Raw genomic sequence first — 24611 nt, forward strand, 5'->3', positions numbered from 1 at the left:
CTGCGTCGCGAACCCCCCGCTTCGCTGAACCACCTGTGCCGCTGAACCCCCCTCGCAGAGAGAGGCACCCCCACCCATGCGCCCGAACCCGATCGGCAGACCCGCCGCGGCCGCCCTCGCCGCCGTCCTGCTCCTCCCGCTCTCCGCCTGCGCCAACGACGCCGCCACGACCACCCACGGCGCCGCCGCCCCGGCCGGCCGGCAGGTCGACGGGCCGAAGGTCAAGATCATGGTCGGTGGCCTGGACAAGGTCATCTACCTGCCCGCGATGCTCACCCAGCGGCTCGGCTTCTTCGCCGACGCGGGCGTCAACGTCGAGCTGATGAGCGAGCCCGCCGGCGTCAACGCCACCACCGCGCTGCTCGCCGGCGACGTCCAGGGCGCCGTCGGCTTCTACGACCACACCATCGACCTCCAGGCCAAGGGCAAGATCGTCGAGTCCGTGGTGCAGTTCTCCCAGGCCCCCGGCGAGGTCGAACTCGTCTCCACCAAGCAGGCCGACGCCATCAGGTCCGGCGCCGACTTCAAGGGCAAGAAGCTCGGCGTCACCAGCATCGGTTCCTCCACCGACTTCCTCACCAAGTACCTCGCCGTCAAGAACGGCACCGCCGTCAGCGAGTTCAGCCCGATCGCGGTCGGAGCCGGCCAGACCTTCATCGCCGCGCTCCAACAGGGCAGCATCGACGGCGGGATGACCACCGACCCGACCGTCGCCAACGTCCTCGACAAGGGCCTCGGCAAGATCCTCTACGACATGCGCACACCCGAGGGCTCCCGCGAGGCCCTCGGCGGCCTCTACCCGTCGTCCTCGCTCTACATGAACACCGACTGGGTGGAGAAGAACAAGGACACCACCCAGAAGCTCGCCAACGCCTTCGTCAAGACCCTCAAGTGGATGTCCACGCACAGCCCCGAGGAGATCGCCGCGAAGATGCCCGCCGACTACGCGCAGGGCGGCGCCGAGCAGTACGCGGCCGCGATCAAGGCGACCCTGCCGATGTTCACCACCGACGGCGTGATGCCGGCCGACGGCCCCAAGACCGTCCTCGCCGTGCTCGCCGCCTTCCACCCGGACGTCAAGGGCAAGGAGGGCACCATCGACCTCTCCCGCACCTACACCACCGAGTTCGTCGGCAAGGCCGTCACCGGCTGAGCCGACACCCGACGTGACGGCCCCGCGCACCTCCGTGGACAGCGGGCGCGGGGCCGCCCACGCGCTCCGGTCCCGCGCTCACCCCCACGGGCGCGGGGCCGCCCGCGCGCTCCCGACCTGCTGAAGGCCCTGCCGGCGCGCTTCCGCCCCGCTACCGACCCCGCACCGAGAGCACGTCCATCCGCGACGGCGTCCCCGCCGCCTTGCCGCAGCTCTCCGGACGCGCCGGCTCGCTCACCGCCTCGATCACGTCCACCTCCCAGGCCCGGCCGTCCTGGTGCAGCACCGAGACCAGCCAACGGCCCGCGCCGTCCGGCCGCTGGGCCAGTGTCAGCGCGTCCACCCCGGTCTCCCCGGTCGCCAACCGCACCGCGTGCTCGGCCGCCTGACCCGGACGCTCCCAGCCCGAACAGCCCCGCGACCAGGCCGGCACCATGTGCCCGGCCGCCGTCGCCGCCAGCACCTCCTTGGCCGCCTCCGCCGTCAGCCGCCCGTACGCGTAGCCGTACGGCAGCACCAGCATCGTGGGGGAGAAGCGGTGCCCGCCCAGGTGCGTCACCTCCCACACCTCGCTGTGCCCGGCCGCCGCCAGCTCCGCCGCCAACGGGCGGCCCAGCAGCGCGCAACAGCGGTCCCGCCGCCCGTTGGTGCACACCAGCGCCAACGGGCCGCCGACGTGCTCCACCCCGAAACCGCCGTGGTCACCGACGCCCAGCGCCGCGAAGTCCAGCTCCAGCAACTCCGCCGGATCGGCCACCTCCGCCCGGCGCACCCAGCCGCGACCCGGCACCGTGTGCGCCACGACCACCTCGTGCCGCGCCGTCGGCAGGCAGTCCGCGTGCCGCCCCGGCCGCCGGATCAGCGCCACCCGCACCCCGGTGCCCGCCGCGGCCGCGTCCAGCGCCCGCCCCGTCGCCGGGTCCAGGTGGCTCTCCCCGAGCGCCTTCGCGCCCCACGGCCCGTTCTGCTCCACCAGCAGCCAGGTGGTCGCCACCGCGGCGGTGGCGGTCAGCGGCTCCGACAGTTCACGCGACAGCGTCGCACAGGTGCTCACCCGGGTAAGGCTACCCTCGGCACCCGCCGCGCCCCGGAACGACGAAGGAGGGGCGCCGGACGGCTCCGGCACCCCTCCTCCACCACGCCCGCGCCCTACGCCGGGCCGGCCACCACCGCGATCGGAGCCGTCACCGGCGTGCCCGAACCGTCACGGCGCGGGTCGCGCTCCGGCAGGTCCACCGGCGCGCCCTTGTCGGACGCCGCCCGGGCCGGGGCCACGCCCGCCCAGGCGAACGTCAGACCGTCCTCGCCGCGCAGGAACCGCTGGCAGCGCACACCGCCCGTCGCCCGGCCCTTGCGCGGGTACTGCTCGAACGGCGTCACCTTCCACGACGTCTGCTCCTCGCCGCTCAGCGTCCCCGACGCCCCCGCCACCGAGACCACCACCGCGTCCGACGCCGGATCCACCGCCGTGAACGACAGCACCCGCGCCCCGTCGGAAAGCTTGATCCCCGCCATGCCGCCCGCCGGACGGCCCTGCGGGCGCACCTGCCCCGCCGGGTAGCGCAGCAGCTGCGCGTCCGAAGCGATGAAGACCAAGTCCTCCTCGCCGGTGCGCAGTTCGACCGCGCCCACCAGCTCGTCACCCTCCTTGAGGGCGATCACCTCGAACTCGTCCTTGTTCGCCGGCCACTCCGGCACCACCCGCTTCACCACGCCCTGCGCCGTGCCCAGCGCCAGCCCCGGCGAGGACTCGTCCAGCGTGGTCAACGCCAGCGCCCGTTCCCCGGCCTCCAACCGCAGGAACTCGCCCACCGCCGCCCCGCCGGCCAGCGTCGGCGACGGCGTCGGCGGCAGCGCCGGCAGATCGATCACCGGCAGCCGCAGCACCCGGCCCGCCGACGTCACCACACCCACGTCCGCCCGCGCCGTCGCCGGCACCGCCGACACGATCACATCGTGCTTCGACCGCTTCTCCGACAGCTCGAACGGCTCCCCGTCCGCCGTCCGCGCCAGCAGGCCCGTCGACGACAGCAGCACCCGGCACGGGTCGTCCGCCACCTCCAGCGGCACCGACAGCGCCGCCGACGGCGCCGCCCCCGCCTCCAGCAGCACCGTCCGCCGCTCCGTCCCGAACTGCTTCGCCACCGCGCCGAGTTCGGACGACACCACGCGGCGCAGCCGGGAGTCCGAGTCCAGGATCTCGGTCAGCTCCGCGATCTCCGCGTTCAGCTTCGCCTTCTCCTGCTCCAGCTCCACCCGGTCGAACCGGGTCAGCCGCCGCAGCGGAGTGTCCAGGATGTACGCCGTCTGCGTCTCCGACAGCGAGAAGCGCTCCATCAGGCGCTCCTTCGCCTGCCCCGCGTTGTCACTCGACCGGATGATCGCGATGACCTCGTCGATGTCGAGCAGCGCGACCAGCAGGCCGTCGACCAGGTGCAGCCGCTCCTCCCGCTTGCGCCGGCGGAAGTCGCTGCGCCGCCGCACCACGGTGAACCGGTGGTCGACGTAGACCTCCAGCAGCTCCTTCAGTCCCAGCGTCAGCGGCTGGCCGTCCACCAGCGCCACGTTGTTGATGCCGAAGGTCTCCTCCATCGGCGTCAGCTTGTACAGCTGCTCCAGCAGCGCCTCCGGCACGAAGCCGTTCTTCACCTCGATCACCAGCCGCAGCCCGTGCTCGCGGTCGGTCAGGTCCTTGACGTCCGCGATGCCCTGCAGCTTCTTCGCGTTGACCAGGTCCTTGATCTTCGAAATGACCTTCTCCGGGCCGACGTTGTACGGCAGCTCGGTCACCACGATGCCCTTGCGGCGCGCCGTCACCGCCTCCACCGTCGTGGTCGCCCGGATCTTGAACGTGCCGCGGCCCGACTCGTACGCGTCCCGGATCCCCGACAGGCCCACGATCCGCCCGCCCGTCGGCAGGTCCGGACCGGGCACGAACCGCATCAGCGTGTCCAGGTCCGCGGTCGGGTGCTTGATCAGGTGCCGGGCCGCCGCCACCACCTCGGACAGGTTGTGCGGCGGCATGTTCGTCGCCATGCCGACCGCGATGCCCGTCGCGCCGTTCACCAGCAGGTTCGGGAACGCCGCCGGCAGCGCCAACGGCTCCTGCTCGCTGCCGTCGTAGTTCGGACCGAAGTCGACGGTGTCCTCGTGGATCGACTCCACCATCGCCATCGACGCCGCCGTCAGCCGCGACTCCGTGTAGCGCATCGCCGCCGGCGGGTCGTCGTTGCCCAGCGAACCGAAGTTCCCGTGCCCGTCGATCAGCGGCAGCCGCATCGAGAACGGCTGCGCCATCCGGACGACCGAGTCGTAGATCGACGCGTCACCGTGCGGGTGCAGCCGGCCCATCACCTCGCCCACCACACGGGCGCACTTCACGTGCGCGCGGTCCGGCCGCAGGCCCATCTCGTTGGCCTGGTACAGGATCCGGCGGTGCACCGGCTTCAGACCGTCCCGCGCGTCCGGAAGCGCACGCGAGTAGATCACCGAGTAGGCGTACTCCAGGAAGGAGCCCTGCATCTCGTCCACGACGTCGACATCGAGGATCCGCTCCTCGAAGTCTCCGGGCGGCGGGGTCTGCGAACTGCGGCGGGCCATCGCGGCGGGGCTCCCTTACGTCTCGCTTGCTGTGTCTCGGTCAGTCTCTGACGTCCATCCGCCGACCCTCGTCAACAGGGCTCGGCGCCCCCATTGTGGACCCTCGCGCCGACACTCCCGGCCAGCGCCCCTCTTCCGCCCCTGGCGAACGCCCTGTCTGCGCGGGACACGAACACGCCCCCCGCGCGTTGCACCACAATGGGGGACGCCACACGAACCCCGACATCGACGACGGGAAGGACCCGAGCGCATGGCCAACCCGGCCCCCGCATCCGCCTCCACCGGAGGACATGGCGCCGCCATCGCCATCACCGAGCACCGCCTGGCCAACGGCCTGCGCGTCGTCCTCTCCGAGGACCACCTCACCCCGGTCGCCGCGGTCTGCCTCTGGTACGACGTGGGCTCCCGCCACGAGGTCAAGGGCCGCACCGGCCTCGCCCACCTCTTCGAGCACCTCATGTTCCAGGGCTCCGCCAACGTCTCCAACAACGGGCACTTCGAGCTCGTCCAGGGCGCCGGCGGCTCGCTCAACGGCACCACCAGCTTCGAGCGCACCAACTACTTCGAGACCATGCCCGCCCACCAGCTGGAGCTCGCCCTCTGGCTGGAGGCCGACCGCATGGGCTCGCTGCTCGCCGCCCTCGACGAGACGTCCATGGAGAACCAGCGCGACGTCGTCAAGAACGAGCGCCGCCAGCGCTACGACAACGTCCCCTACGGCACCGCCTTCGAGAAGCTCACCGCGCTCTCGTTCCCCGACGGCCACCCGTACCACCACACCCCGATCGGCTCCATGGCCGACCTCGACGCCGCCACCCTCGACGACGCCCGCGCGTTCTTCCGCACCTACTACGCGCCCAACAACGCCGTTCTCACCGTCGTCGGCGACATCGACCCCGAGCAGACCATCGCCTGGGTCGAGAAGTACTTCGGCAGCATCCCCGCCCACGACGGCAAGCAGCCGCCGCGCTCCGGCGAACTCCCCGACACCATCGGCAGCGAACTGCGCGAGCACGTCCGCGAGGACGTCCCCTCCCGCGCCCTGATGGCCGCCTACCGCCTCCCGCACGACGGCACCCGCGACGCCGACGCCGCCGACCTCGCCCTCACCATCCTCGGCAGCGGCGAGTCCAGCCGCCTCTACAACCGGCTCGTCCGCCGCGACCGCACCGCCGTCGCCGCCGGCTTCGGCCTGCTCCGCCTCGCCGGCGCCCCCAGTCTCGGCTGGCTCGACGTCAAGACCTCCGGCGACGCCACCATCGAGCAGATCGACGCCGCCGTCGACGACGAACTCGCCCGCTTCGCCGCCGAAGGCCCCACCCCCGAGGAACTCGAACGGGCCCAGGCCCAGATCGAGCGCGAATGGCTCGACCGGCTCACCACCGTCGCCGGCCGCGCCGACGAACTCTGCCGCTACGCCGTCCTGTTCGGTGACCCCAAGCTCCTCAACGACGCCCTCCCCAAGGTCCTCGACATCACCGCCGAGGAGGTCCAGGCCGTCGCCAAGGCCCGGCTCCACCCCGACAACCGGGCCGTCCTCGTCTACGAGCCCACCACGGCCGACGACACCGACGCCCCCGCCGCCACCGATGAGGAGGGTGCCGCCGCATGAGCACCGACTACGTCCCCGCCATGACGTTCCACCCCCAGCCCGAGCCCGGCACCCCCGGCCCCTGGGCCTTCCCCGCCCCCGAGCGCGCCGCCCTCGGCAACGGCATCACCGTCCTGCACTGCCACCGGCCCGGCCAGCAGCTCGTCGCCGTCGAGGTCCTCCTCGACGCCCCGCTCGCCGCCGAACCCGACGGCCTCGACGGCATCGCCGCCATCCTCGCCCGCGCCCTCAGCGAAGGCACCGACACCCTCACCGCCGAGGAGTACGCTGCCGAACTCGAACGCGCCGGCGCCACCCTCGACGCCCACGCCGACCACCCCTGCATCCGCGTCTCCCTGGAGGTCCCCGCCTCCCGCCTGCAGCGCGGCCTCTCGTTGCTCGCCGACGCCCTGCGCGCCCCCGCCCTCCCCGAGGACGAGATCGAGCGCCTCGTCGCCAACCGCCTCGACGAGATCGTCCACGAGCAGGCCAACCCCGCCCGGCGCGCCGCCAAGGCCCTCTACGCCGAGCTCTTCGACGGCGCCGACCGCCTCTCCCGGCCCCGCAGCGGCACCGCCGACACGGTCAAGGCCATCGACCGGGCCGCCGTCAAGGCCTTCTACGACGCCCACGTGCGCCCCGCCACCGCCACCGTCGTCGTGGTCGGCGACCTCACCGGCACCGACCTGCCCGCCCTCCTGGAGAGCACCCTCGGCACCTGGACCGGCAACACCGCCGAACCCTCCGCCCACGCCCCCGTCACCGCCGACGACCGCGGCCGCGTCGTCATCGTCGACCGCCCCGGCTCCGTCCAGACCCAACTCCTCATCGGCCGCATCGGCCCCGACCGCCACGACCCCGTCTGGGCCGCCCAGATCCTCGGCACCTACTGCCTCGGCGGCACCCTCACCTCCCGCCTCGACCGCGTCCTGCGCGAGGAGAAGGGCTACACCTACGGCGTCCGCTCCTTCGCCCAGCCGCTGCGCTCCGCCGCCGACGGCAGCGGCCGCTCGCTGCTCGCCATCAGCGGCTCGGTGGACACCGCCTCCACCGCCCCGGCGCTCGCCGACACCTGGACCATCCTGCGCACCCTCGCCGCCGAGGGCCTCACCGACGCCGAGCGCGACGAGGCCGTGCAGTTCCTGGTCGGCGTCGCACCGCTGAAGTACGAGACCGCGGGCTCGGTCGCCGGCACCCTGGCCGACCAGGTCGAGCAGTACCTCGCGGACGACTACCAGGCCGAGGTCTACCGGCAGCTCGCCGAACTGCCCACCGCCGCCGCCACCGAGGCCGTCGTCGCCGCCTTCCCGCCGGACCGCCTGGTCACCGTGCTGGTCGGCGACGCCGCCGTCATCGCCGACGACGTGCGGGCCCTCGGCATCGGCGAGGTCACCGTCGTCAGCTGACCCGGCGTTTCCCGTACGGCCCGGTGGAGCACCCGCTCCGCCGGGCCGTCGCGTTGTTAAATCCGTTGCGGGCCAGCGGCGTTCCGTGGATAGATATCCCCGGCACACACGGACGAACGACGACGAACGACGGCGAACGAAGGGAGGCGGTCACCATGCGGGTCGAGCGAGCCATACGCCGACGCTCCCCGAGGCCGTCCTCCCCCTGTGCCCAGGGCGCCTGAGCCCCACCCCCGAACTTCCCCGAGCCGCACCGGGCTTCTTCGCGCGGCACCCCCTTCCCCGAACCACCCGACCGCTGGAGGTCGTTCGACCATGACGTACACCGAGGTGCCCGGAATCCGGGTCCCGATCCGGATGTGGACCGACCCGGCCACCGTCGAGGGCCAGGCCCTGCAGCAGCTGCGCAACATCAGCTCCCTGCCCTGGCTGCACGGCCTCGCCGTGATGCCCGACGTCCACCTGGGCAAGGGCGCGACCGTCGGCTCCGTCATCGCCATGAAGGGCGCCGTCTGCCCGGCGGCGGTCGGTGTCGACATCGGCTGCGGAATGAGCGCGGTGAAGACCTCCCTCACCGCCGAGGACCTCCCCGATGACCTGTCCCGCCTCCGCTCCAAGATCGAGCAGGCCATCCCGGTCGGCCGCGGCCTCCACACCGACCCCGTCGACCCGACCAAGCTGCACGGCCTCCGGACGGCGGGCTGGGACGACTTCTGGCAGCGCTTTGAGAGGGTCGCTCCGGCGGTGCATTGGCGGCGTGAGCGGGCCATGCAGCAGATAGGAACGCTCGGGCGCGGCAACCACTTTTCGGAAGTGTGCCTAGATGGGACCGGTTTTGTTTGGTTGATGTTGCATTCCGGATCGCGCAATATCGGCAAGGAACTAGCCGAGCACCACATGGAGGTGGCACGGTCTCTTCCTCACAACCAGGGCCTGATCGACCGGGACCTCGCGGTCTTCATCGCGGAGACCCCGCAGATGGCTGCTTACCGGCAGGACCTCTTCTGGGCCCAGGAGTACGCCAAGAACAATCGCGCGGTGATGATGGCGCTGTTCCAGGACGTTGTCCGTCGCGAGTTCACCAAGGCGAAGGTCGCCTTCGACGAGGTCATCAGCTGCCACCACAACTACGTGGCGGAGGAGACGTACGACGGTGTCGACCTGCTCGTGACCCGCAAGGGCGCGATCAGGGCCGGCACGGGCGACTACGGGATCATCCCGGGGTCCATGGGCACCGGCTCCTACATCGTCCGCGGTCTCGGCAACGAGGCGGCGTTCAACTCGGCCTCGCACGGCGCCGGCCGCAAGATGAGCCGTAGCGCCGCGAAGAAGCGGTTCTCCACGCAGGACCTGGTGGAGCAGACCAAGGGTGTGGAGTGCCGCAAGGACAGCGGTGTCGTGGACGAGATCCCGGGCGCCTACAAGTCCATCGAAAAGGTCATCGAGCAGCAGAAGGACCTCGTCGAGGTGGTCGCCCACCTCAAGCAGGTCGTCTGCGTCAAGGGGTAGTCGGACGAGATGGCCCCCGGCATCGCCAGGGGCCGTCCTCACCGCTGCGGAAAGACTCTCGGACGTTTCGGGCCGGCAAGTCGCCAGTGACGGACCTTGCAGCTCTTGAGCGTTCGGCCCAGGTACTCGGAGGCCGCTTCCATGTTTGGTGCGGTGAGGATCACTTCGTCCTCCTCTGGAGTCCAACCGCGCCGAGGGGGAGCGAACCCCATGGTCGGTGGGCGAACCCACGCGCTGACTCGATCGGCACCGGCCTGCTTGCGGGGTAGTGCCAGACTGCCCGGGTAGTAGAGATCGGTAGTCAAGGCCACAGCAGCTTCCGCGAGGAAGAGGATGTTGTAGATGTTGTCGCGCTTGTTGCGGTTGAGCTTGCGTCGGGCTCCGCAGAGGCGTTCTGCATAGGTGGCGGTGAAGACGGCCGTTGCGTCGCTCTTGGTGGCCAGGCTGACGAAGGGCAGATCCTTGGACGTGAGGCCGACCGAGCCGTCGGCGTCGATGAGGCCGCGCAGGTAGTCGCGCTCGGAGAACGGCACGCTCGGCGGCGCGACGATCTCGGACTTCCGCCCCACCGGCAGGCCGAGGCCCTGCAACTCCTCGCGGAACTCCCGGGCACAGACGGTCCACATCACCGAGGTGTGCTCCGTCTTGAAATTGGTGCTGCGCGTCCGGTACCGGATGCTGCTGTTGTGCGGGCAGAGCCGCTGGAACTCCTCCAGGATGGGTGCGTCGCGCGCGGAGAGTTCCACGGAGAGCCGACCACGGTTGCGGGACTGTTCGGTGAGGTGTCCGTCTGCCTGGAGGAAGGCGAACATGTAGGCGTGCTCGGGTCGTTCGAGGTCGAAGAACGTCATGCGGCGAGCATCTGTGCGATCAATCGTCGAAGGAGCGTGATCGCTCACCAGTTCGCTCGATGGTGTGGATGCGATCGATTCCGCGAACAGAAGCGCCCGGCAGCGCTATGGCTGCCGGGCGCTTCCGTTGGTCGAGTCGGCTCAGGCCGCGGCCGGGAGCTCGTCGAGGCCTTCCTGGACGAGCTTGGCGAGGCGGTCGAGGGCGTCGTCGGCGTTCTCGGCGTCGGAGGCGAGGACGACCTCGTCGCCGCCCTGGGCGCCGAGGGCGAGCAGGCCGAGCATGGAGGCGGCGTTGACGGGGTTGCCGCCGGGCTTGGCGATGGTGATCGGCACGCCGGTGGCCGTGACGGCCCGGACGAAGACGGAGGCGGGACGGGCGTGCAGGCCCTCGGCCCAACCGATGGTGACGCGGCGCTCAGCCATGAGACGTGCCTTTCCGGTGAAGCTGGTTACGGCCGTGCTCGGGGAAGCGGCCATGTTGTCTAGACCAGTGTTGCACGCAGGCGGTCCCTGCGAGCCGCTGCGTTCGGGACTTGTGATTGTTTCTTTTCGGGGCATAAGGCCCGGCCGGCGGCCCTGCCCACCCTGCAGCCAGTGTGCACCCGGCGCCATTCGGCTCACTGCCGGATAACCTGACGAATGTGGACGACTCCGCAGTGGCGCAGCCCGAGCAGGACCCCGGTGACCGGCGGGAATCCGGACCGGATTACCCCCAGCACTGGGAGGCCGACATCCTGCTGCGGGACGGCGGCACGGCCCGCATCCGGCCGATCACGCCGGAGGACGCGGAGCGTCTGGTGGAGTTCTACGCACAGGTGTCGGACCAGTCCAAGTACTTCCGTTTCTTCGCCCCCTACCCCCGGTTGTCGGAGAAGGACGTCCGCCGTTTCACCCACCACGACTTCGTGGACCGGGTGGCGCTGGCGGTGGTGGTCCGGGACCGTTTCATCGCGACCGTCCGCTACGACCGGATCGACGCGCAGGGCCGTCCGTCCGAGGCCGGGACGGACGCCGAGGTGGCGTTCCTGGTGCAGGACGCCCATCAGGGCCGCGGGGTGGCGTCGGCGCTGCTGGAGCACATCGCGGCGGTGGCTCAGGAGCGCGGGATCCGCCGGTTCCAGGCGGAGGTGCTGCCGGAGAACCGGAAGATGGTGAAGGTCTTCACCGATGCCGGCTACACGCAGCGCCGCAGTTTCACCGACGGTGTGGTGCACCTGGAGTTCGATCTTGAGCAGACGGATCGTTCGCTGGCGGTGATGCGGGCGCGCGAACACCGGGCGGAGGCGAAGTCGGTGCAGCGGCTGCTGACCCCGCGGTCGGTGGCGGTGATCGGGGTGTCGCGCAACCCGCAGACGGTGGGCCGGGCGATCCTGCGGGACCTGCTGGGCAGTGCCGACGACACGCGCCCGGTGTACGCGGTGAACCGCAACGCCCCGCCGGGCACCGAGCTGGACGGCGTCCCGGTGCACCGTTCGGTTCTGGACATTCCGGGGCCGGTGGATCTCGCGGTGATCGCCGTCCCGGAGGGGGCCGTCCCGGCGGCGGTCGCCGAGTGCGGTGCGCACGGGGTGCAGGGCCTGGTGGTGGTGACCGCCGGGTACGCGGAGACCGGTCCGGAGGGCCGGGACCGCCAGCGCGCGCTGGTGCGCCAGGCGCGGGCGGCGGGGATGCGGGTGATCGGCCCGAACGCCTTCGGCCTGATCAACACCGATCCGGACCGCCCGTTGAACGCCTCGCTGGCTCCGCAGCTGCCGGGCCGGGGCGGGTTCGGGATCTTCTGCCAGTCCGGTGCGATCGGGGTGGCCCTGCTGGAGTCGGCGCACCGCAGGGGCCTGGGGGTGTCCTCCTTCGCCTCGGTGGGCAACCGGTCGGACGTCTCCGGGAACGACTTCCTGCAGTACTGGGCGGAGGACGAGGCCACCGAGGTGGTGCTGCTCTACCTGGAGTCCTTCGGCAACCCGCGCAAGTTCACCCGGATCGCGCGCCGGCTGGCCGCGGTGAAGCCGGTCGTGGTGGTGAAGGGCGCCCGGCACACCGGCAGCCTGCCGCCGGGCCACGCGGTGCCGGCGACCGCGACGGGGCTGCGCGACGCGACGGTGGACGCGCTGTTCGAGCAGGCGGGCGTGATCAGGGTGGAGACGATCACCGAGCTGTACGACACCGGGGAGCTGCTGGCCCTGCAGCCGCTGCCGCCGGGGGACCGGGTCGCGGTGGTCGGCAACTCGGACTCGCTGGGCCTGCTGACCTACGACGCCTGCCTGAGCGCGGGCCTGCGGCCGCGCACCCCGGTGGACCTGACCACGGCCGCGACGGGCGAGAACTTCCGGATCGCGCTGGACGTGGCGCTGGCCGATCCGGCGGTGGACGCGGTGATCGCGGTGGCGATCCCGCCGATCGGCACGTTCGCGCACGCCTTCATGGGCGGCCGGCTGACCGGCCCGGACGATCCGGAGATGGGTTCGGACGATCCGGAGATCGCCGGCGCACTGCTCGAAGCCAGCCGAAGGGCAAGGGAGTTGGGCAAGCCGCTGGTGCTCGCCCATCTGGCGTTGACTGATCTGCCGGTCCGGCTGCGCCCGGGGGGCGTGCCGGCGTTCGCGGCGCCGGAGCGGGCGGTGCGGGCGCTGGCGCACGCGGTGCACTACGCGCAGTGGCGGCGCCGGACGGCCGAGGCGGAGGAGACGGCCCGGGTGCCCGAGCTGGACCGGATCGACGAGCCGGGCGCCCGCGCGCTGGTCGAGGCGGCGTTGAGCACCCGGACGGCGATTGCCGCGCGGACGCAGCCGGGCGGCGCCCGGATCACCCTGCCGGACGCCGGGGCCCGCGAGCTGCTGGCCCGCTACGGCATCGACGTATTCCCCGCGCTGCCGGCCCCGGACGAGGACGCGGCCGTGCGGGCCGCGGCGACGCTCGGCTACCCGGTGGCGTTGAAGGCCACCGCCCCGCATCTGCGCCACCGCCCGGACCTGGGCAGCGTGCGGCTGGATCTGACCGGCGAGCCCGGGCTGCGCCGGGCGCACCGCGAGCTGGACGCGCTGCTGGGCGGTGCGGCGCAGGCGGAGCTGGTGGTGCAGCGGATGGCGCCGCGCGGGGTGGACACCGTGATCGGTGCCACGGTGGATCCGGCGGTCGGCGCGATCCTGTCGTTCGGCCTGGCCGGGGCGCCCGCCGAGCTGCTGGGCGATGTGGCGCACCGGTTGGTCCCGGCGACCGACCAGGAGGTGGCCGGGCTGGTCCGGGAGGTGCGCGCGGCGCCCCTGCTGTTCGGTTGGCGGGGCGCGGAGGCGGTGGACACCGACGCGCTGGAGGAGTTGCTGCTGCGGGTGTCGCAGTTGGTGGACGACGTGCCGGAGATCGCCTCGGTGGATCTCGAACCGGTGGTCGTGGCCCCGTACGGGCTGGCGATCCTGGGGGCGCGGGTGCGGATCGCGCCGCTGCCCGTCCGCAGCGATCTGGGCCCGCGCGCGATGAGCACCCTGTAACCTTCCTTGGTTGCGCCTGCCTGTGGGCGCTGTTGTCCGAAGCTCGGCGCCGTGCCGCCCGCTTCGTCGGCGGACCATGCCAGGATGGAGTTATGGCGAAGACCGGTACCACCAGCACTCAGGACCTGCGCTCGGCGATCGAGCGCAGCGGTTACTACCCGGCCCTGGTGTCCGAGGCGGTCGAGGCCGCGGTGGGCCCGGAGCCGATCAGCTCCTACCTGGTGCACCAGGAGACGACCTTCGACGCCAACGAGGTGCGTCGGCACGTGACGGTGCTGGTGCTGACTCCGACGCGGTTCGTGGTGAGCCACACCGATGAGCAGTCGGGGGACGCGGGCAGCCCGGCGGTGCCGTTCGCGACGACGTCGACGGAGAGTGTCCGGCTGGACCGGATCGGCTCGGTCGTGCTGAGCCGGATGGTCGCGAACCCGGAGACGTACACGCCGGGGACGCTGCCGCGCGAGGTGGTGCTGACGATCGGCTGGGGTGCGGTGCAACGGCTGGACCTGGAGCCCGCGGGCTGTTCGGACCCGAACTGCGAGGCTGACCACGGCTACACCGGTTCGGCGACGGCTGACGATCTCTCACTGCGGGTGAGCGAGGCCGGTGACGGCCCGGAGACGGTGGCCCAGGCGCTGGTGTTCGCCCGCGCCCTCTCCGACGCGACGATCAGCAACGGCCCGCGGGTCTGAGCGCCGCCGCCTTCGACTGCTACGAATCCGGTTTCATGTCCTTCGCACCCTCCGGCGGCTTCGACGCCTTCGAGATCCTCGACCCGGCCGCGGCTCCCGCGCCCCCGTACGGCAGTGGTTCGCTCTGCGACCTGTTGCCCTCGGTGGCGGCGGGCCTGGGCGTCCCGGGCTTCACCGCGACCCTGCCGATCGCTCCGGCGGACCGGGTGGTGGTGTTCCTGGTGGACGGCCTGGGCTGGGAGCTGCTGCTGCGGCACCCGGAGTACGCGCCGTTCCTGTCCTCGCTGGCCGGGAGTTCGATGGGTGGTTCGGGCCGCCCGCTGACCGCTGGTTTCCCGTCGACCACGGCGACTTCGCTGGCCTCGGTCGGCACCGGCACGCCGCCGGGGCTGCACGGCCTGGCCGGGTACACGGTCGCGGTGCCGGGCGCCGGTTATCTGATGAACCAGCTGCGCTGGCAGCCGCACACCGACCCGCACGTCTGGCAGCCGTACCCGACGGTCTTCGAGCGGACGGACGCCGCCGGGGTGGCGACCGCGCAGGTGTCCTCCCCGCTGTTCTCGCAGACGCCGCTGACCAGGGTGGCGCTGTCCGGCGGCACCTTCCTGGGCCGGACCACGGGCGAGGAGCGGATGGACCTGGCGGCCTCCTGGCTGGCCGAGCACGACCGGGCGCTGGTCTACACGTACGTCAGCGAGCTGGACGGTGCGGGCCACCGCTTCGGGGTGGACTCGGACGAGTGGCGGATGACCCTGGACGCGGTGGACCGGCTGGCCCGCCGGCTGGCCGAGCGGCTGCCGCCGCGTTCGGCGATGTACGTGACCGCTGACCACGGCATGATCGACATCGCGCCGGAGGACCGGATCGACTTCGACGAGGACTGGGAGCTGGGCGCCGGCGTGGCCCTGCTGGGCGGCGAGGGCCGGGCCCGGCACGTGTACGCGGTGCCCGGTGCGGCGGCCGACGTGTTCGCGGTCTGGAGCGAGGTGCTGGGTGACCGGATGTGGGTGGCCACCCGGGACCAGGCGATCGCGGCGGGCTGGTTCGGTCCGGCCGTGGACGAGCGGGTGTACGGGCGGATCGGCGACGTGGTGGCCGCGGCGCGGGACGACATCGCGATCACGGCCTCCCGCAACGAGCCGGGCGAGTCCGCGATGATCGGTCTGCACGGTTCGATGACCCCGGTCGAGCAGTTCGTGCCGCTGCTCGAAGTTCGCGGCTGAGCCGGGTCCTTGACTCTTCTGTGCCCGAACTCCCCTGATGTGAAAGGCCTTTGCTCCACCCATGGCTGAACTGGTGTTCTTCTCGGGCACGATGGACTGCGGCAAGTCGACGCTGGCGCTGCAGATGGACCACAACCACTCCGCCCGCGGCCGGCAGGGCCTCATCCTGACCCGCCACGACCGCGCCGGTGCGGCGACCATCTCCAGCCGGCTGGGCCTGCGGGCGGACGCGGTCGAGGTGACGGACGACTTCGACTTCCACGCGTACGTGGTGCACCGGCTCTCGGCGGGCGGCCGGGTGGACTACCTGATCTGCGACGAGGCGCAGTTCTTCGCCGCCGAGCAGGTCGACCAGTTGGCCCGGGTGGTGGACGAACTCGACATCGACGCCTACACGTTCGGGATCACCACGGATTTCCGCACCCGGCTGTTCCCCGGCTCCCAGCGGCTGATCGAGCTGGCGGACCGGGTGGAGGTGCTCCAGGTCGAGGCGCTGTGCTGGTGCGGTGCGCGGGCGACGCACAACGCCCGGACGGTGGGCGGGGTGATGGTGGTCGAGGGCGCCCAGGTGGTGGTCGGCGACATCTCGGTGAACGAGGACGAGGTCGGGTACGAGGTGCTCTGCCGCCGGCACCACCGCCGCCGGCTGACCGCCGCGACGGCCCGGGCCTCGGTGCTCTCTCCGGACGTGCTGCCCTTCGAGCAGCAGGTCTGAGTCCTGCTGCCGGGCGCGCTAACGGAGTTCCAGCACCGAGAAGTGCCCGCCCTGCGGGTCGGACAGCCGGGCGGCGCGGCCGCGGGCGGTGTCGTGCGGTTCGACCAGGACGCGGCCGCCGAGTCCGACGGCGTGCCGGGCGGTGGCGTCGGCGTCGCGGACGGCGAAGTGGACCCGCCAGCGGGGCGGATGGCCGCGCAGTTCGGCGCGGTGCCGGATGCCGGCGACCGGTCGCCCGTGCACGAGTAGCGTGGACTCGTCGTCGGCGTGCCGGACGGGGCGGTCGAGTACCGCGGTGTAGAAGGCGACGGCGCCGTCGGTGTCGGGGGTGAGCAGTTCGGTCCAGGCCGGTCCGCCGGGTTCGGGTCCGGTCTCCCGGCCGGTGTGCTCCTCGCCCTGCCAGAGGCCGAAGACGGCGCCGGAGACGTCGGCGGCGATGGCCATCCGCCCGGCGCGTTCGGCCTGGAGCGGCCCGACGGCCACGGTTCCGCCGCAGGCGCGCACCAGTTGGGCGGTGTGGTCGGCGTCGTCGACGGCGAAGTAGCTGGTCCACTGCACCGGGAAGCCGGTGGCGGTGGAGACGCCGAGGCCGGCGACCGGCGCCCCGTCGAGTTCGGCGCGGACGTAGGCGCCGAGCTGGCCGGGGCCCGGGGTGTAGGTCCAGCCGAGCAGGTCGGCGTAGAACGCGCGGGCGCCGGCCAGGTCGTCGGTCAGCAGACTGACCCAGCAGGGGGTGCCCTGGGCCAGTCGGAGTTCCACCGCAGGCAATGCGGGCCCCCTCATGGGTGGTTGGCGCAACGGGTGGTTGGCGCACGGAAATCCTCGCGCGCGAGGGTGATGCTTCCACTCTGGCGCGCGTCGAACCCTCGGGCCGCGCGGAAATTCCGGCAAAGACCGCACAAAGAGCGGCGGGGTGGCGGCGCTGCGCGACAATGGCCGCCATGACCACCTACAACGACGGTTCCCCGCTGATCTCCGCGGCCGGGCTGGCGCAGGCGCTCGCCTCCGCGCTCCCGCCGGTGCTGTTGGACGTGCGCTACCGGCTGGTCGGTGCCGCGCAGTCCGGCCCGACCGCCGTCGAGGAGTACCGGGCCGGGCACCTGCCCGGCGCCCGCTTCGTCGACCTGGACCGGGACCTCGCGGCCCCGCCGGGCGCCCCAGGCCGGGGCGGCCGCCACCCGCTGCCGGACCCGGAGGAGTTCGGCGCGGCGATGCGCCGCCTGGGGGTGGACTCCGACCGCCCGGTGGTGGTGTACGACGGCGCGGCCTCGCTGGCGGCGGCCCGCGCCTGGTGGCTGCTGCGCTGGGCCGGGCACCGGGACGTCCGGGTGCTGGACGGCGGGTACGCGGCCTGGTCGGCGGCCGGACTGCCGGTGACGGCGGAGGTCCCGGTGCCGGCGGAGGGTCATTTCAAGCCGGTCCCGGGGCAGTTGCCCGTGGTGGACGCGGACGGTGCGGCGGCCTGGGCGCGCGGTGCGCTGCTGCTGGACGCCCGGGCGGGGGACCGCTACCGGGGCGAGAGCGAGCCGGTGGACCCGCGCGCCGGGCACATCCCGGGTGCGGTGTCGGCGCCGACGGCCGAGAACGTGGCGGCCGACGGGCGGTTCAGGTCGGCCGCGGAACTGGCGGAGCGGTTCCGCGCGCTGGGCGCGGGTGAGCGGGAGACGGCGGTGTACTGCGGATCGGGGGTGACGGCGGCGCACCAGATCCTGGCGCTGGAGGTGGCGGGCCTGCCGGCCACGCTGTACCCGGGGTCGTGGAGCGAGTGGTCGAGCGACGAGGCCCGCCCGGTGGCGGTGACCGACCAGCCAGGCTGAGCCGGGGGCGGTCTGAGACAGGATTTCCTGACGCGCACAAAGTGATACGGGGCGCCGGCTCAGCCGGCGCCCCGTATCACTCTGCTTCTGCTACTCCTGCTTCTTGCGCCGGCTGCCGAAGACGATCTCGTCCCAGCTGGGCACGGTGGCCCGGCGGCCGGGCCGGACGCCGTCCGCCTCGGCCTGGCGGTCGGTGGTGCCGACCAGTCGTTCGCGGTGCGGGGCGACGGCCCGCGGCATCAGGATGTCGGCGTAGGCCGAGCCCGCGCCGACCGCCGGTGCGGCGGCCGCGGCAGCCTCCTCGTTCTCCTCGGCGACCTCTGCGGGCACCGGTTCGATCGGGGCGGGGCCGACGGCGAGGTCGCCGCGGAAGGCGGGGACCACGTCGAGCAGGCTGGTCAGGGAGTCCCTGGACTCGGCGGTGGCCTCGCGGGAATCGCGGACTTCGCGGGCGGACATGATGCGGTCGGCGGAGGGCCGGTCGATCATCGGGCGGGGCGGCCGGTCCTGGGGGAGCCGGGCGATCCGCGGGATGAACGGGAAGACCGAGTCCTCCTCGCGCTCGACGTTCTCGCCGATCAGCGCGCGGGCCTCGTCGTCGTTGGGCTGGACCAGGCGCCGGGGCGGGTCGTACGTCCAGGAGGCGCTGCGGCCCTCGTCGTCGGCACGGTAGGCGAGGATGACCTCCCAGGTGCCGTCGTCGCGCCGCCAGGAGTCCCAGCGTTCGGTGTCCTTCTCGGCGCCGCGCAGCGCGAGCCGCTCGGCGACGGCCTCGCCGAGCTGGGGCCCGGTGGATTCGCCGTTGCGGCGGATGGCGGTCTTTCGGGCGCGTTCGGCCATGAAGGCGCGCTCGGCGAGGACCGGACCCTCGAAGCGGCGGACCCGGTCGACGGAGATGCCGGCGGCCTGGGCGACCTCCTCGGCGGAGGCACCGGCTCGTATCCGGGCCTGGATGTCCCGGGGCCGCAGATGGCTCTCGACCTCGATCTCGATCTGGCCGAGGCGCGGACGATCCCCACGGATGGCGGCGCGCAGCCGCTCGTCGATGGGAAGGGTGTACTCCGTGCTGTCGGCAGCCTTGAGCACCAGCCGTGTGCCGTCGTTGCTGACGGCCACAACCCGCAGTTCGGGCACGGTTACCTCCCGGGTGGTGCCTGCCGACGTCACCTGCGTCGCTGCTCCCGTACTGAGTGTGGCCTGCCCGCTCGCGACTGGCCACAACCTTGCTGAGTTCCCCGGCGTGTCGGGCGTACGCCCGGTCACGCCGCTGTGGCACGGTTGCCTTTTTGCCACGCCATCCGTCGACGTCGCGCCTGGGTGCCCCGGCCGTCCTCGCACGCGGAGTGTTCGCGACGGTCCGGGACGGGCGTCGCCGTGCGTGCCTGTTCCGTGGCTCTTCGTCAAGCTGCCGGTGTGGGCGCAGTCGACAAGTCGACCCAAGGCTCAGGCTTTACGAACAGTACTCCATTCGTGGCATCCGAAGGGGCGGCTCGCCGCTCAAGTCTCCCGCGATTCACGGGAATCTCAAGAGCGCATGCCCCCAACGGCGGACCACCGGCGGGTGAACGGTGATCATCTTCACATATATCGGGGCCGGAGAACCGCATTTTCGTCCCTTGTGTCCTTCTTTGGGCAAGATGGAGTGACTTGTTCGAGGAACAGTCGTACGGACCGAGGGATGTTGATGCCGGAGCGGAGCCCCGCCGAGGAGGGCGGCAAGAAGGAGCGCAAGCGGATCGATCTGAGCGTGGCTCAGGTCGCTGCGAGTGCGCTGGCCACGGTGGTGGGGGCGCTGCTCGCCTCCGAACTCGGCGTGTACGGAACGATCCTGGGTGCGGCGGTGGTCAGTGTCGGGGCCACCACCGGCGGCGCGGTGTTCCAGCACGTCTTCCGGCGCACCGGCGAGCAGCTGCGCGAGGCGGTGGTGGAGCGGGGGCCCGGCCACGCCGCGAACGGGCTGCGCCAGGTGCCGGAGCGTCCGGTGGAGCCGGCGCCGTCGGCGATCTCCTCGGAGTGGAACGAGCCGCAGGTGGTCCGGGCGCGTCGGCGGTGGACCTGGAAGACCTACGCGGCGGTGTCGGGGCTGGTGTTCGTGGTGGCGATGACGCCGATCCTGGCGTTCGAACTGGCCACCGGGCAGCCGGTGTCGGCGACGGTGAAGGGCGAGTCGGGCAACGGCACCTCCTTCGGCGGCGCGGTGAGCCCGAAGTCCTCCACCCCGCGGGAGACGCCGCCGACGGAGCGGCCCTCCACCGGCGGCGGGCGAGGCTCGGAGCCCTCGCCGTCCGGCGGTGCCTCGGCCCCGCCGACGACGCGGCCGAGCCGGGAGCCGAGCACCGGCCCGAGCGCGGGCCCGAGCGGTGGGGCCGGTGAGCACGGCGGAGGTACGGCCTCGCCCTCGGCGGGCCCGAGCATGACGCCGTCGGCCGGTTCGTCACCGACCGCGGACGGCGGGAAGCCCTCCGGCACCTCCGGCGGGGCGAGCCCGCAGCCGCCGGTGCCGAGCAACGCCCCCGCCTCCGTGGCCCCGCCGCAGCCCGCGGCGCCGACCCAGGGCGCCACCCCGTGATCAGGCGCCGAGGACCCGGCGCAGGTAGTCGTTGCCGAACACGCGCTGCGGGTCGACCTCGTCGCGCAGGGCGGTGAAGTCGCCGAAGTGCGGGTAGGCGCCGGACAGGTACTCGGCGTCCCGGGTGTGCAGCTTGCCCCAGTGCGGGCGGCCCTGGTGGGCGCACATCAGCTGCTCGACGCCGGTGAAGTAGCCCTGGTCGGCGGTGCCCCGGTAGAGGTGGACGGCGATGTAGGCGCTGTCCCGGCCGGAGGCGGTGGAGAACCAGAGGTCGTCGGCGGGGGCGAAGCGCACCTCCACCGGGAAGCCGACCTTCCAGTCGGAGCGCTCGACCAGGGCCTTCAGCTCGCGCAGCACTCCGGCGACGGCCGCGCGCGGCACCGCGTACTCCATCTCCACGAAGCGCACCTTGCGCGGGCTGGTGAACACCCGGTGCGCCGTGTCGGTGTAGCTGCGGTCGGACCAGGCGCGGCTGGCCAGCGAGGCGATGGCGGGGATGCTGGCGGGGAAGCGCCGGCCGACCCGGCAGGCGCCCTCCCAGACGGTGTTGGAGAGGAAGTCGTCCTCCAGCCACTCCTTGAACCGGGGCAGCGGGGCGGCCGGGCCCTGGCTGCGGTTGTTGCGCTTGGTGGCGCAGCGGTCGGTGTGCGGGAACCAGTAGAACTCGAAGTGCTCGTTGACCGCGGTGAGGTCGTCCAGCCGTTCCAGCACCTCGTCGAAGGCCATCGGCTGTTCGTGCGCGGTGAGCAGGAAGGCCGGTTCGACGGCGAAGGTCAGCGCGGTGATCACGCCGAGGGCGCCGAGGCCGAGCCGGGCGCCCTGGAAGAGCCGGGGGTGCTCGGTGGGGGAGCAGCGCCGGACGCTGCCGTCGGCGAGGACGATCTCCAGGGCGCGGATCTGGGCGGCGAGCGAGCCGGAGTCGCGGCCGGTGCCGTGGGTGCCGGTGCTGGTGGCGCCGGCCACGGTCTGCACCTCGATGTCGCCCATGTTGGTGAGGGAGAGGCCCTCGGCGGCGAGGATCCGGTTGAGCCGGGCGAGCGGGAGGCCGGACTCGACGGTGATGGTGCCGGCCTCACGGTCGATCTCGCGGACGGCGGTGAGCGCGTGCGGGCGGAGCAGGACGCCGTCGCCGGCGGAGGCGATCGAGGTGAAGGAGTGGCCGGAGCCGACGGCCTTGACGGTGCGGCCCTGTTCGGCGGCGCGCAGGATCTCCTTGGCCAGTTCCTCCGCGGTGCCGGGGGTGGCGGCCCGGGTGGGCCGGGCGCTCTGGTTCCCGGCCCAGTTGGTCCACCGGGTGGGGGTCGCGGTACTGGCCTGGGGCATGGCGCCGCCTCCTGCTCCGTGGCCGACCGGGGTCGGCGCGGTCCGGGGCGGTGGGGGCCGCCCTACCCACGGGTAGGCCCGCGGGTAGGGAGAGATTAGTCAGTTCACCGTTCGAGGTCTACGGTCTGTTCGGCTGCTTCGGCGGGCTCGTCGGCGGTCTGCTCGGAGGCGAGCCCGGCGCGCAGGCGGCCGAGCCCGGCGAGCGCGGTGACCACGCCGAAGACCCCGGCGGTCAGCGGCACCCAGTAGCCCGCGGCGGAGCCGGCGGCGTCCACCACCCAGCCGCCGGCGGAGGAGCCGACGGCGACGCCGAGGGCGAGCCCGGTGGTCGTCCAGGTCATGCCCTCGGTCAGCTGGGCGGCCGGGACGAGCCGTTCGACCAGGGCCATCGCGGTGATCAGGGTGGGGGAGATGGCGATGCCCGCGATCAGCAGCGCGCCGCCGACCGCGATCAGGCCGCCGACTCCGTGCACCGACTCGGCGACCAGCAGCAGTGGCGCCATGCTGAGCGCCATGAACAGGACACCGGCGAAGAAGCGGCCGGCCATCGAGCCGGTGAGCTTGAGGGTGCCGAAGACCACGCCGGCCAGGCAGGAGCCGAGCGCCCACAGCGCGAGGATCACGCTGGCGATGGACTTGTGCCCCTGGGTCTCGGAGTAGGCGACGGTGACGACCTCGACGGAGCCGAAGATCGCGCCGGTGGCGACGAAAGTGAGGATCAGCACCTGGAGGCCGCGGTTGAGGATCACCGAGCCGCCGACGTGCCGGGCGCCCGGGTGGACCGGCGGTTCGGTGGCGCGCTGCCCGGCGAACAGCAGGACGCCGACGGCGAGGAAGACCCCGGCGAGCAGGACGCCGGCCTCGGGGAAGACGGAGGTGGCCAGGCCGATCGAGAGGATCGGGCCGACGATGAAGCAGACCTCGTCGACGACGGCCTCGAAGGAGTACGCGGTGTGCAGCTTGGGGGCGTCGTCGCGGTACAGGTGGGCCCAGCGGGCGCGGACCATCGCGCCGGTGCTCGGCATGACGCCCATCCCGGCCGCGAAGACGAAGAGCGTCCAGTCCGGCGCCTTGAACCGGGCGCACAGCAGCAGGCCGACCACGGCGACGATGGTGAGCGCCATGGCCGGGACGATTATTCGGCGCTGCCCGTGCCGGTCCACCAGCCGGGAGACCTGCGGGCCGAGCAGCGCGGCGGAGATCGCCAGGGTCGCCGACACCAGGCCCGCCACCCCGTAGGAGCCTCTGAGCTGGGAGAGCATGGTCACGATGCCGATGCCGGTCATGGAGATCGGCAGCCGGGAGACGAAGCCGGTGGTGGAGAAGGCCAGACTGCCGGGGGAGGCGAATATCTGGCGGTAGCTGGACAGCACGGGAGCTCCGCGGGGGTAAGGAACGAGGCTGGTCAACACAGCTTACGTACCTTGGCAAACAGTATTTTCCGGACACCCTCGCAGCCCCGACGGGGGTCTCCGGCCCCTCAATGGCAGGATCGGTGCCATGTCCGACGCGCGCAAACCCTCACCGTCCGGCGCCGCCCCGGCAGCGCCGCAGCCGTACGACGCCCTGCTGCTGCTCTCCTTCGGCGGGCCCGAGGCCCCCGAGGACGTCGTCCCGTTCCTGGAGAACGTGACCCGGGGCCGCGGCATCCCCAAGGAGCGGCTGAAGGAGGTCGGCAAGCACTACTTCCTGTTCGGCGGGGTCAGCCCGATCAACGAGCAGAACCGCGAACTGCTCGCCGCGCTGCGCAAGGACTTCGCCGAGCACGGCCTGGACCTGCCGGTCTACTGGGGCAACCGGAACTGGGCGCCCTACCTGGTGGACACTCTGCGCGAACTGGCCGCCGACGGCCACCGCCGCGTCGCCGTCCTCGCCACCAGCGCCTACGCCGGCTTCTCGGGCTGCCGCCAGTACCGGGAGAACCTGGCCGACGCGCTGGCCGCCCTCGCCGCCGAGGGCCTGCCCGAGCTGCGGGTCGACAAGTTGCGGCACTTCTACAACCACCCCGGCTTCGTCCAGCCGATGATCGACGCCACCCTGGCAGCCCTGGCGCGGCTGCCCGAGGACGTCCGGGCCGGCGCCCGGCTGGCGTTCACCACCCACTCCATCCCGGACACCATGGCCGAGACCTCCGGTGCCCCGGACGACCCGGCCCGCGGCCGCCCCGGCGGCGCGTACGTCGCCCAGCACCTGGACGTCGCCCGGCTGATCGCCGGGGCCGTCGCCGAACGCACCGGCGTCGCGGACCGGCCCTGGGAGCTGGTGTTCCAGAGCCGCAGCGGCGCCCCGCACACGCCGTGGCTGGAACCGGACATCTGCGACCACCTGGAGGCCCAGCACGCCGACGGCGCGCCCGCCGTGGTGATGGTCCCGATCGGCTTCGTCTCCGACCACATGGAGGTCAAGTACGACCTCGACACCGAGGCCGTCGCCAAGGCCGCCGAACTCGGCCTGCCGGTGGCCCGCGCCGCCACCGTCGGCGCCGACCCGCGGTTCACCGCCGCGGTGCGCGAACTGGTCCTGGAACGGGCCGCCGCCGAGCGCGGCGAGCCGGTGAACCGCTGCGCCCTCGGCGCGCTCGGCCCCAGCCACGACGTGTGCGCCGTGGCCTGCTGCCCCAACCCGCGAGCCCCCCGCCCGGCCGCCGCCGAGCGCTGACCGTCCGTCCCGCTTTCCCGGA

19 protein-coding genes are annotated in these 24611 nt (G+C 72.5%); 11 read left to right on the forward strand and 8 right to left on the reverse strand.

The window, feature by feature from the left end; all coding sequences use genetic code 11:
• The first annotated feature begins 76 nt into the window (after positions 1-76).
• Entirely contained in the window at positions 77-1153 is a 1077-nt protein-coding gene (locus ACIO9K_RS36535; protein WP_350880086.1) for an ABC transporter substrate-binding protein, read from the forward strand.
• A gap of 151 nt (positions 1154-1304) precedes the next feature.
• On the opposite strand, the gene ACIO9K_RS36540 is transcribed toward ACIO9K_RS36535, so the two are convergent.
• Together ACIO9K_RS36540 and ACIO9K_RS36545 are read right to left on the reverse strand one after the other, a co-directional pair.
• Positions 1305-2207 (reverse strand): sucrase ferredoxin, encoded by a 903-nt coding sequence (locus ACIO9K_RS36540; protein ID WP_363584493.1) that lies wholly within the window; start codon positions 2205-2207, stop codon positions 1305-1307.
• A gap of 95 nt (positions 2208-2302) precedes the next feature.
• On the reverse strand, positions 2303-4753 hold the full coding sequence (locus ACIO9K_RS36545) for a DNA topoisomerase (ATP-hydrolyzing) subunit A (protein ID WP_400336186.1): 2451 nt from the start codon (positions 4751-4753) through the stop codon (positions 2303-2305).
• A gap of 250 nt (positions 4754-5003) precedes the next feature.
• On the opposite strand from ACIO9K_RS36545, the gene ACIO9K_RS36550 reads away from it, so the two are divergent.
• The 3 genes from ACIO9K_RS36550 to ACIO9K_RS36560 all read left to right on the forward strand — a co-directional run bounded on the left by ACIO9K_RS36550 (position 5004) and on the right by ACIO9K_RS36560 (position 9259).
• Positions 5004-6365 carry a M16 family metallopeptidase gene (locus ACIO9K_RS36550; protein WP_400336188.1) on the forward strand — a complete coding sequence of 454 codons (1362 nt, stop codon included), beginning with the start codon at positions 5004-5006 and terminating at the stop codon, positions 6363-6365.
• 20 nt (positions 6366-6385) lie between these two features.
• Positions 6386-7750, forward strand: coding sequence for a M16 family metallopeptidase (locus ACIO9K_RS36555; protein ID WP_400336211.1), 1365 nt, complete (start codon positions 6386-6388; stop codon positions 7748-7750).
• Between the two features lie 315 nt (positions 7751-8065).
• Positions 8066-9259, forward strand: coding sequence for an RtcB family protein (locus tag ACIO9K_RS36560; protein ID WP_400336189.1), 1194 nt, complete (start codon positions 8066-8068; stop codon positions 9257-9259).
• Between the two features lie 38 nt (positions 9260-9297).
• Here the strand turns inward: ACIO9K_RS36560 and ACIO9K_RS36565 are convergent, their stop codons facing one another.
• Complete coding sequence (locus ACIO9K_RS36565; protein ID WP_400336191.1) at positions 9298-10110, reverse strand: LAGLIDADG family homing endonuclease; 813 nt, start codon at positions 10108-10110, stop codon at positions 9298-9300.
• A gap of 141 nt (positions 10111-10251) precedes the next feature.
• Positions 10252-10533 carry an HPr family phosphocarrier protein gene (locus ACIO9K_RS36570; protein ID WP_360258304.1) on the reverse strand — a complete coding sequence of 94 codons (282 nt, stop codon included), beginning with the start codon at positions 10531-10533 and terminating at the stop codon, positions 10252-10254.
• 233 nt (positions 10534-10766) lie between these two features.
• Between ACIO9K_RS36570 and ACIO9K_RS36575 the strand changes: the two genes are divergently transcribed.
• From ACIO9K_RS36575 to ACIO9K_RS36590, 4 genes are all read left to right on the forward strand, one after another.
• Positions 10767-13592: a GNAT family N-acetyltransferase gene (locus tag ACIO9K_RS36575; RefSeq protein WP_400336213.1), complete on the forward strand. Its 2826-nt coding sequence runs from the start codon at positions 10767-10769 to the stop codon at positions 13590-13592.
• 92 nt (positions 13593-13684) lie between these two features.
• Complete coding sequence (locus ACIO9K_RS36580) at positions 13685-14284, forward strand: DUF5998 family protein (RefSeq protein WP_063349374.1); 600 nt, start codon at positions 13685-13687, stop codon at positions 14282-14284.
• Between the two features lie 35 nt (positions 14285-14319).
• Entirely contained in the window at positions 14320-15507 is a 1188-nt protein-coding gene (locus tag ACIO9K_RS36585) for a nucleotide pyrophosphatase/phosphodiesterase family protein (protein WP_363623254.1), read from the forward strand.
• A 61-nt stretch (positions 15508-15568) separates the two neighbouring features.
• Positions 15569-16222 carry a thymidine kinase gene (locus ACIO9K_RS36590; RefSeq protein ID WP_063349376.1) on the forward strand — a complete coding sequence of 218 codons (654 nt, stop codon included), beginning with the start codon at positions 15569-15571 and terminating at the stop codon, positions 16220-16222.
• A gap of 18 nt (positions 16223-16240) precedes the next feature.
• Here ACIO9K_RS36590 and ACIO9K_RS36595 read toward each other — a convergent pair whose 3' ends face one another.
• Positions 16241-16981, reverse strand: a complete 741-nt coding sequence (locus ACIO9K_RS36595) for a VOC family protein (RefSeq protein WP_363623256.1) — start codon at positions 16979-16981, stop codon at positions 16241-16243.
• A gap of 182 nt (positions 16982-17163) precedes the next feature.
• On the opposite strand from ACIO9K_RS36595, the gene ACIO9K_RS36600 reads away from it, so the two are divergent.
• Positions 17164-18039, forward strand: a complete 876-nt coding sequence (locus ACIO9K_RS36600; protein WP_400336195.1) for a sulfurtransferase — start codon at positions 17164-17166, stop codon at positions 18037-18039.
• Positions 18040-18129: 90 nt separating this feature from the next.
• Here the strand turns inward: ACIO9K_RS36600 and sepH are convergent, their stop codons facing one another.
• Positions 18130-19206 (reverse strand): septation protein SepH, encoded by a 1077-nt coding sequence (gene sepH / locus ACIO9K_RS36605; RefSeq protein WP_400336197.1) that lies wholly within the window; start codon positions 19204-19206, stop codon positions 18130-18132.
• Positions 19207-19723: 517 nt separating this feature from the next.
• Here sepH and ACIO9K_RS36610 point away from each other — a divergent pair.
• A complete protein-coding gene (locus tag ACIO9K_RS36610) occupies positions 19724-20608 on the forward strand; it encodes a hypothetical protein (protein ID WP_400336199.1) in 885 nt (294 codons plus the stop codon).
• On the opposite strand, the gene ACIO9K_RS36615 is transcribed toward ACIO9K_RS36610, so the two are convergent.
• Positions 20609-21931, reverse strand: a complete 1323-nt coding sequence (locus tag ACIO9K_RS36615) for a D-arabinono-1,4-lactone oxidase (RefSeq protein ID WP_400336201.1) — start codon at positions 21929-21931, stop codon at positions 20609-20611. It lies immediately after the preceding gene.
• Between the two features lie 104 nt (positions 21932-22035).
• Positions 22036-23304, reverse strand: coding sequence for an MFS transporter (locus ACIO9K_RS36620; protein ID WP_363584471.1), 1269 nt, complete (start codon positions 23302-23304; stop codon positions 22036-22038).
• A 127-nt stretch (positions 23305-23431) separates the two neighbouring features.
• On the opposite strand from ACIO9K_RS36620, the gene ACIO9K_RS36625 reads away from it, so the two are divergent.
• Positions 23432-24589 (forward strand): ferrochelatase, encoded by a 1158-nt coding sequence (locus ACIO9K_RS36625; protein WP_363584469.1) that lies wholly within the window; start codon positions 23432-23434, stop codon positions 24587-24589.
• Positions 24590-24611 lie beyond the last annotated feature (22 nt).

Source organism: Kitasatospora sp. NPDC087271, assembly GCF_044744605.1.
Classification (GTDB): Bacteria; Actinomycetota; Actinomycetes; order Streptomycetales; family Streptomycetaceae; genus Kitasatospora.

Coding starts and splice junctions, on each gene's coding strand:
- ACIO9K_RS36535 (WP_350880086.1), top strand. CDS start 77: ATGCGCCCGAACCCGATCGGCAGACCCGCCGCGGCCGCCCTCGCCGCC.
- ACIO9K_RS36545 (WP_400336186.1), bottom strand. CDS start 4,753: ATGGCCCGCCGCAGTTCGCAGACCCCGCCGCCCGGAGACTTCGAGGAG.
- ACIO9K_RS36550 (WP_400336188.1), top strand. CDS start 5,004: ATGGCCAACCCGGCCCCCGCATCCGCCTCCACCGGAGGACATGGCGCC.
- ACIO9K_RS36555 (WP_400336211.1), top strand. CDS start 6,386: ATGACGTTCCACCCCCAGCCCGAGCCCGGCACCCCCGGCCCCTGGGCC.
- ACIO9K_RS36560 (WP_400336189.1), top strand. CDS start 8,066: ATGACGTACACCGAGGTGCCCGGAATCCGGGTCCCGATCCGGATGTGG.
- ACIO9K_RS36565 (WP_400336191.1), bottom strand. CDS start 10,110: ATGACGTTCTTCGACCTCGAACGACCCGAGCACGCCTACATGTTCGCC.
- ACIO9K_RS36570 (WP_360258304.1), bottom strand. CDS start 10,533: ATGGCTGAGCGCCGCGTCACCATCGGTTGGGCCGAGGGCCTGCACGCC.
- ACIO9K_RS36580 (WP_063349374.1), top strand. CDS start 13,685: ATGGCGAAGACCGGTACCACCAGCACTCAGGACCTGCGCTCGGCGATC.
- ACIO9K_RS36585 (WP_363623254.1), top strand. CDS start 14,320: ATGTCCTTCGCACCCTCCGGCGGCTTCGACGCCTTCGAGATCCTCGAC.
- ACIO9K_RS36590 (WP_063349376.1), top strand. CDS start 15,569: ATGGCTGAACTGGTGTTCTTCTCGGGCACGATGGACTGCGGCAAGTCG.
- ACIO9K_RS36600 (WP_400336195.1), top strand. CDS start 17,164: ATGACCACCTACAACGACGGTTCCCCGCTGATCTCCGCGGCCGGGCTG.
- ACIO9K_RS36610 (WP_400336199.1), top strand. CDS start 19,724: ATGCCGGAGCGGAGCCCCGCCGAGGAGGGCGGCAAGAAGGAGCGCAAG.
- ACIO9K_RS36615 (WP_400336201.1), bottom strand. CDS start 21,931: ATGCCCCAGGCCAGTACCGCGACCCCCACCCGGTGGACCAACTGGGCC.
- ACIO9K_RS36625 (WP_363584469.1), top strand. CDS start 23,432: ATGTCCGACGCGCGCAAACCCTCACCGTCCGGCGCCGCCCCGGCAGCG.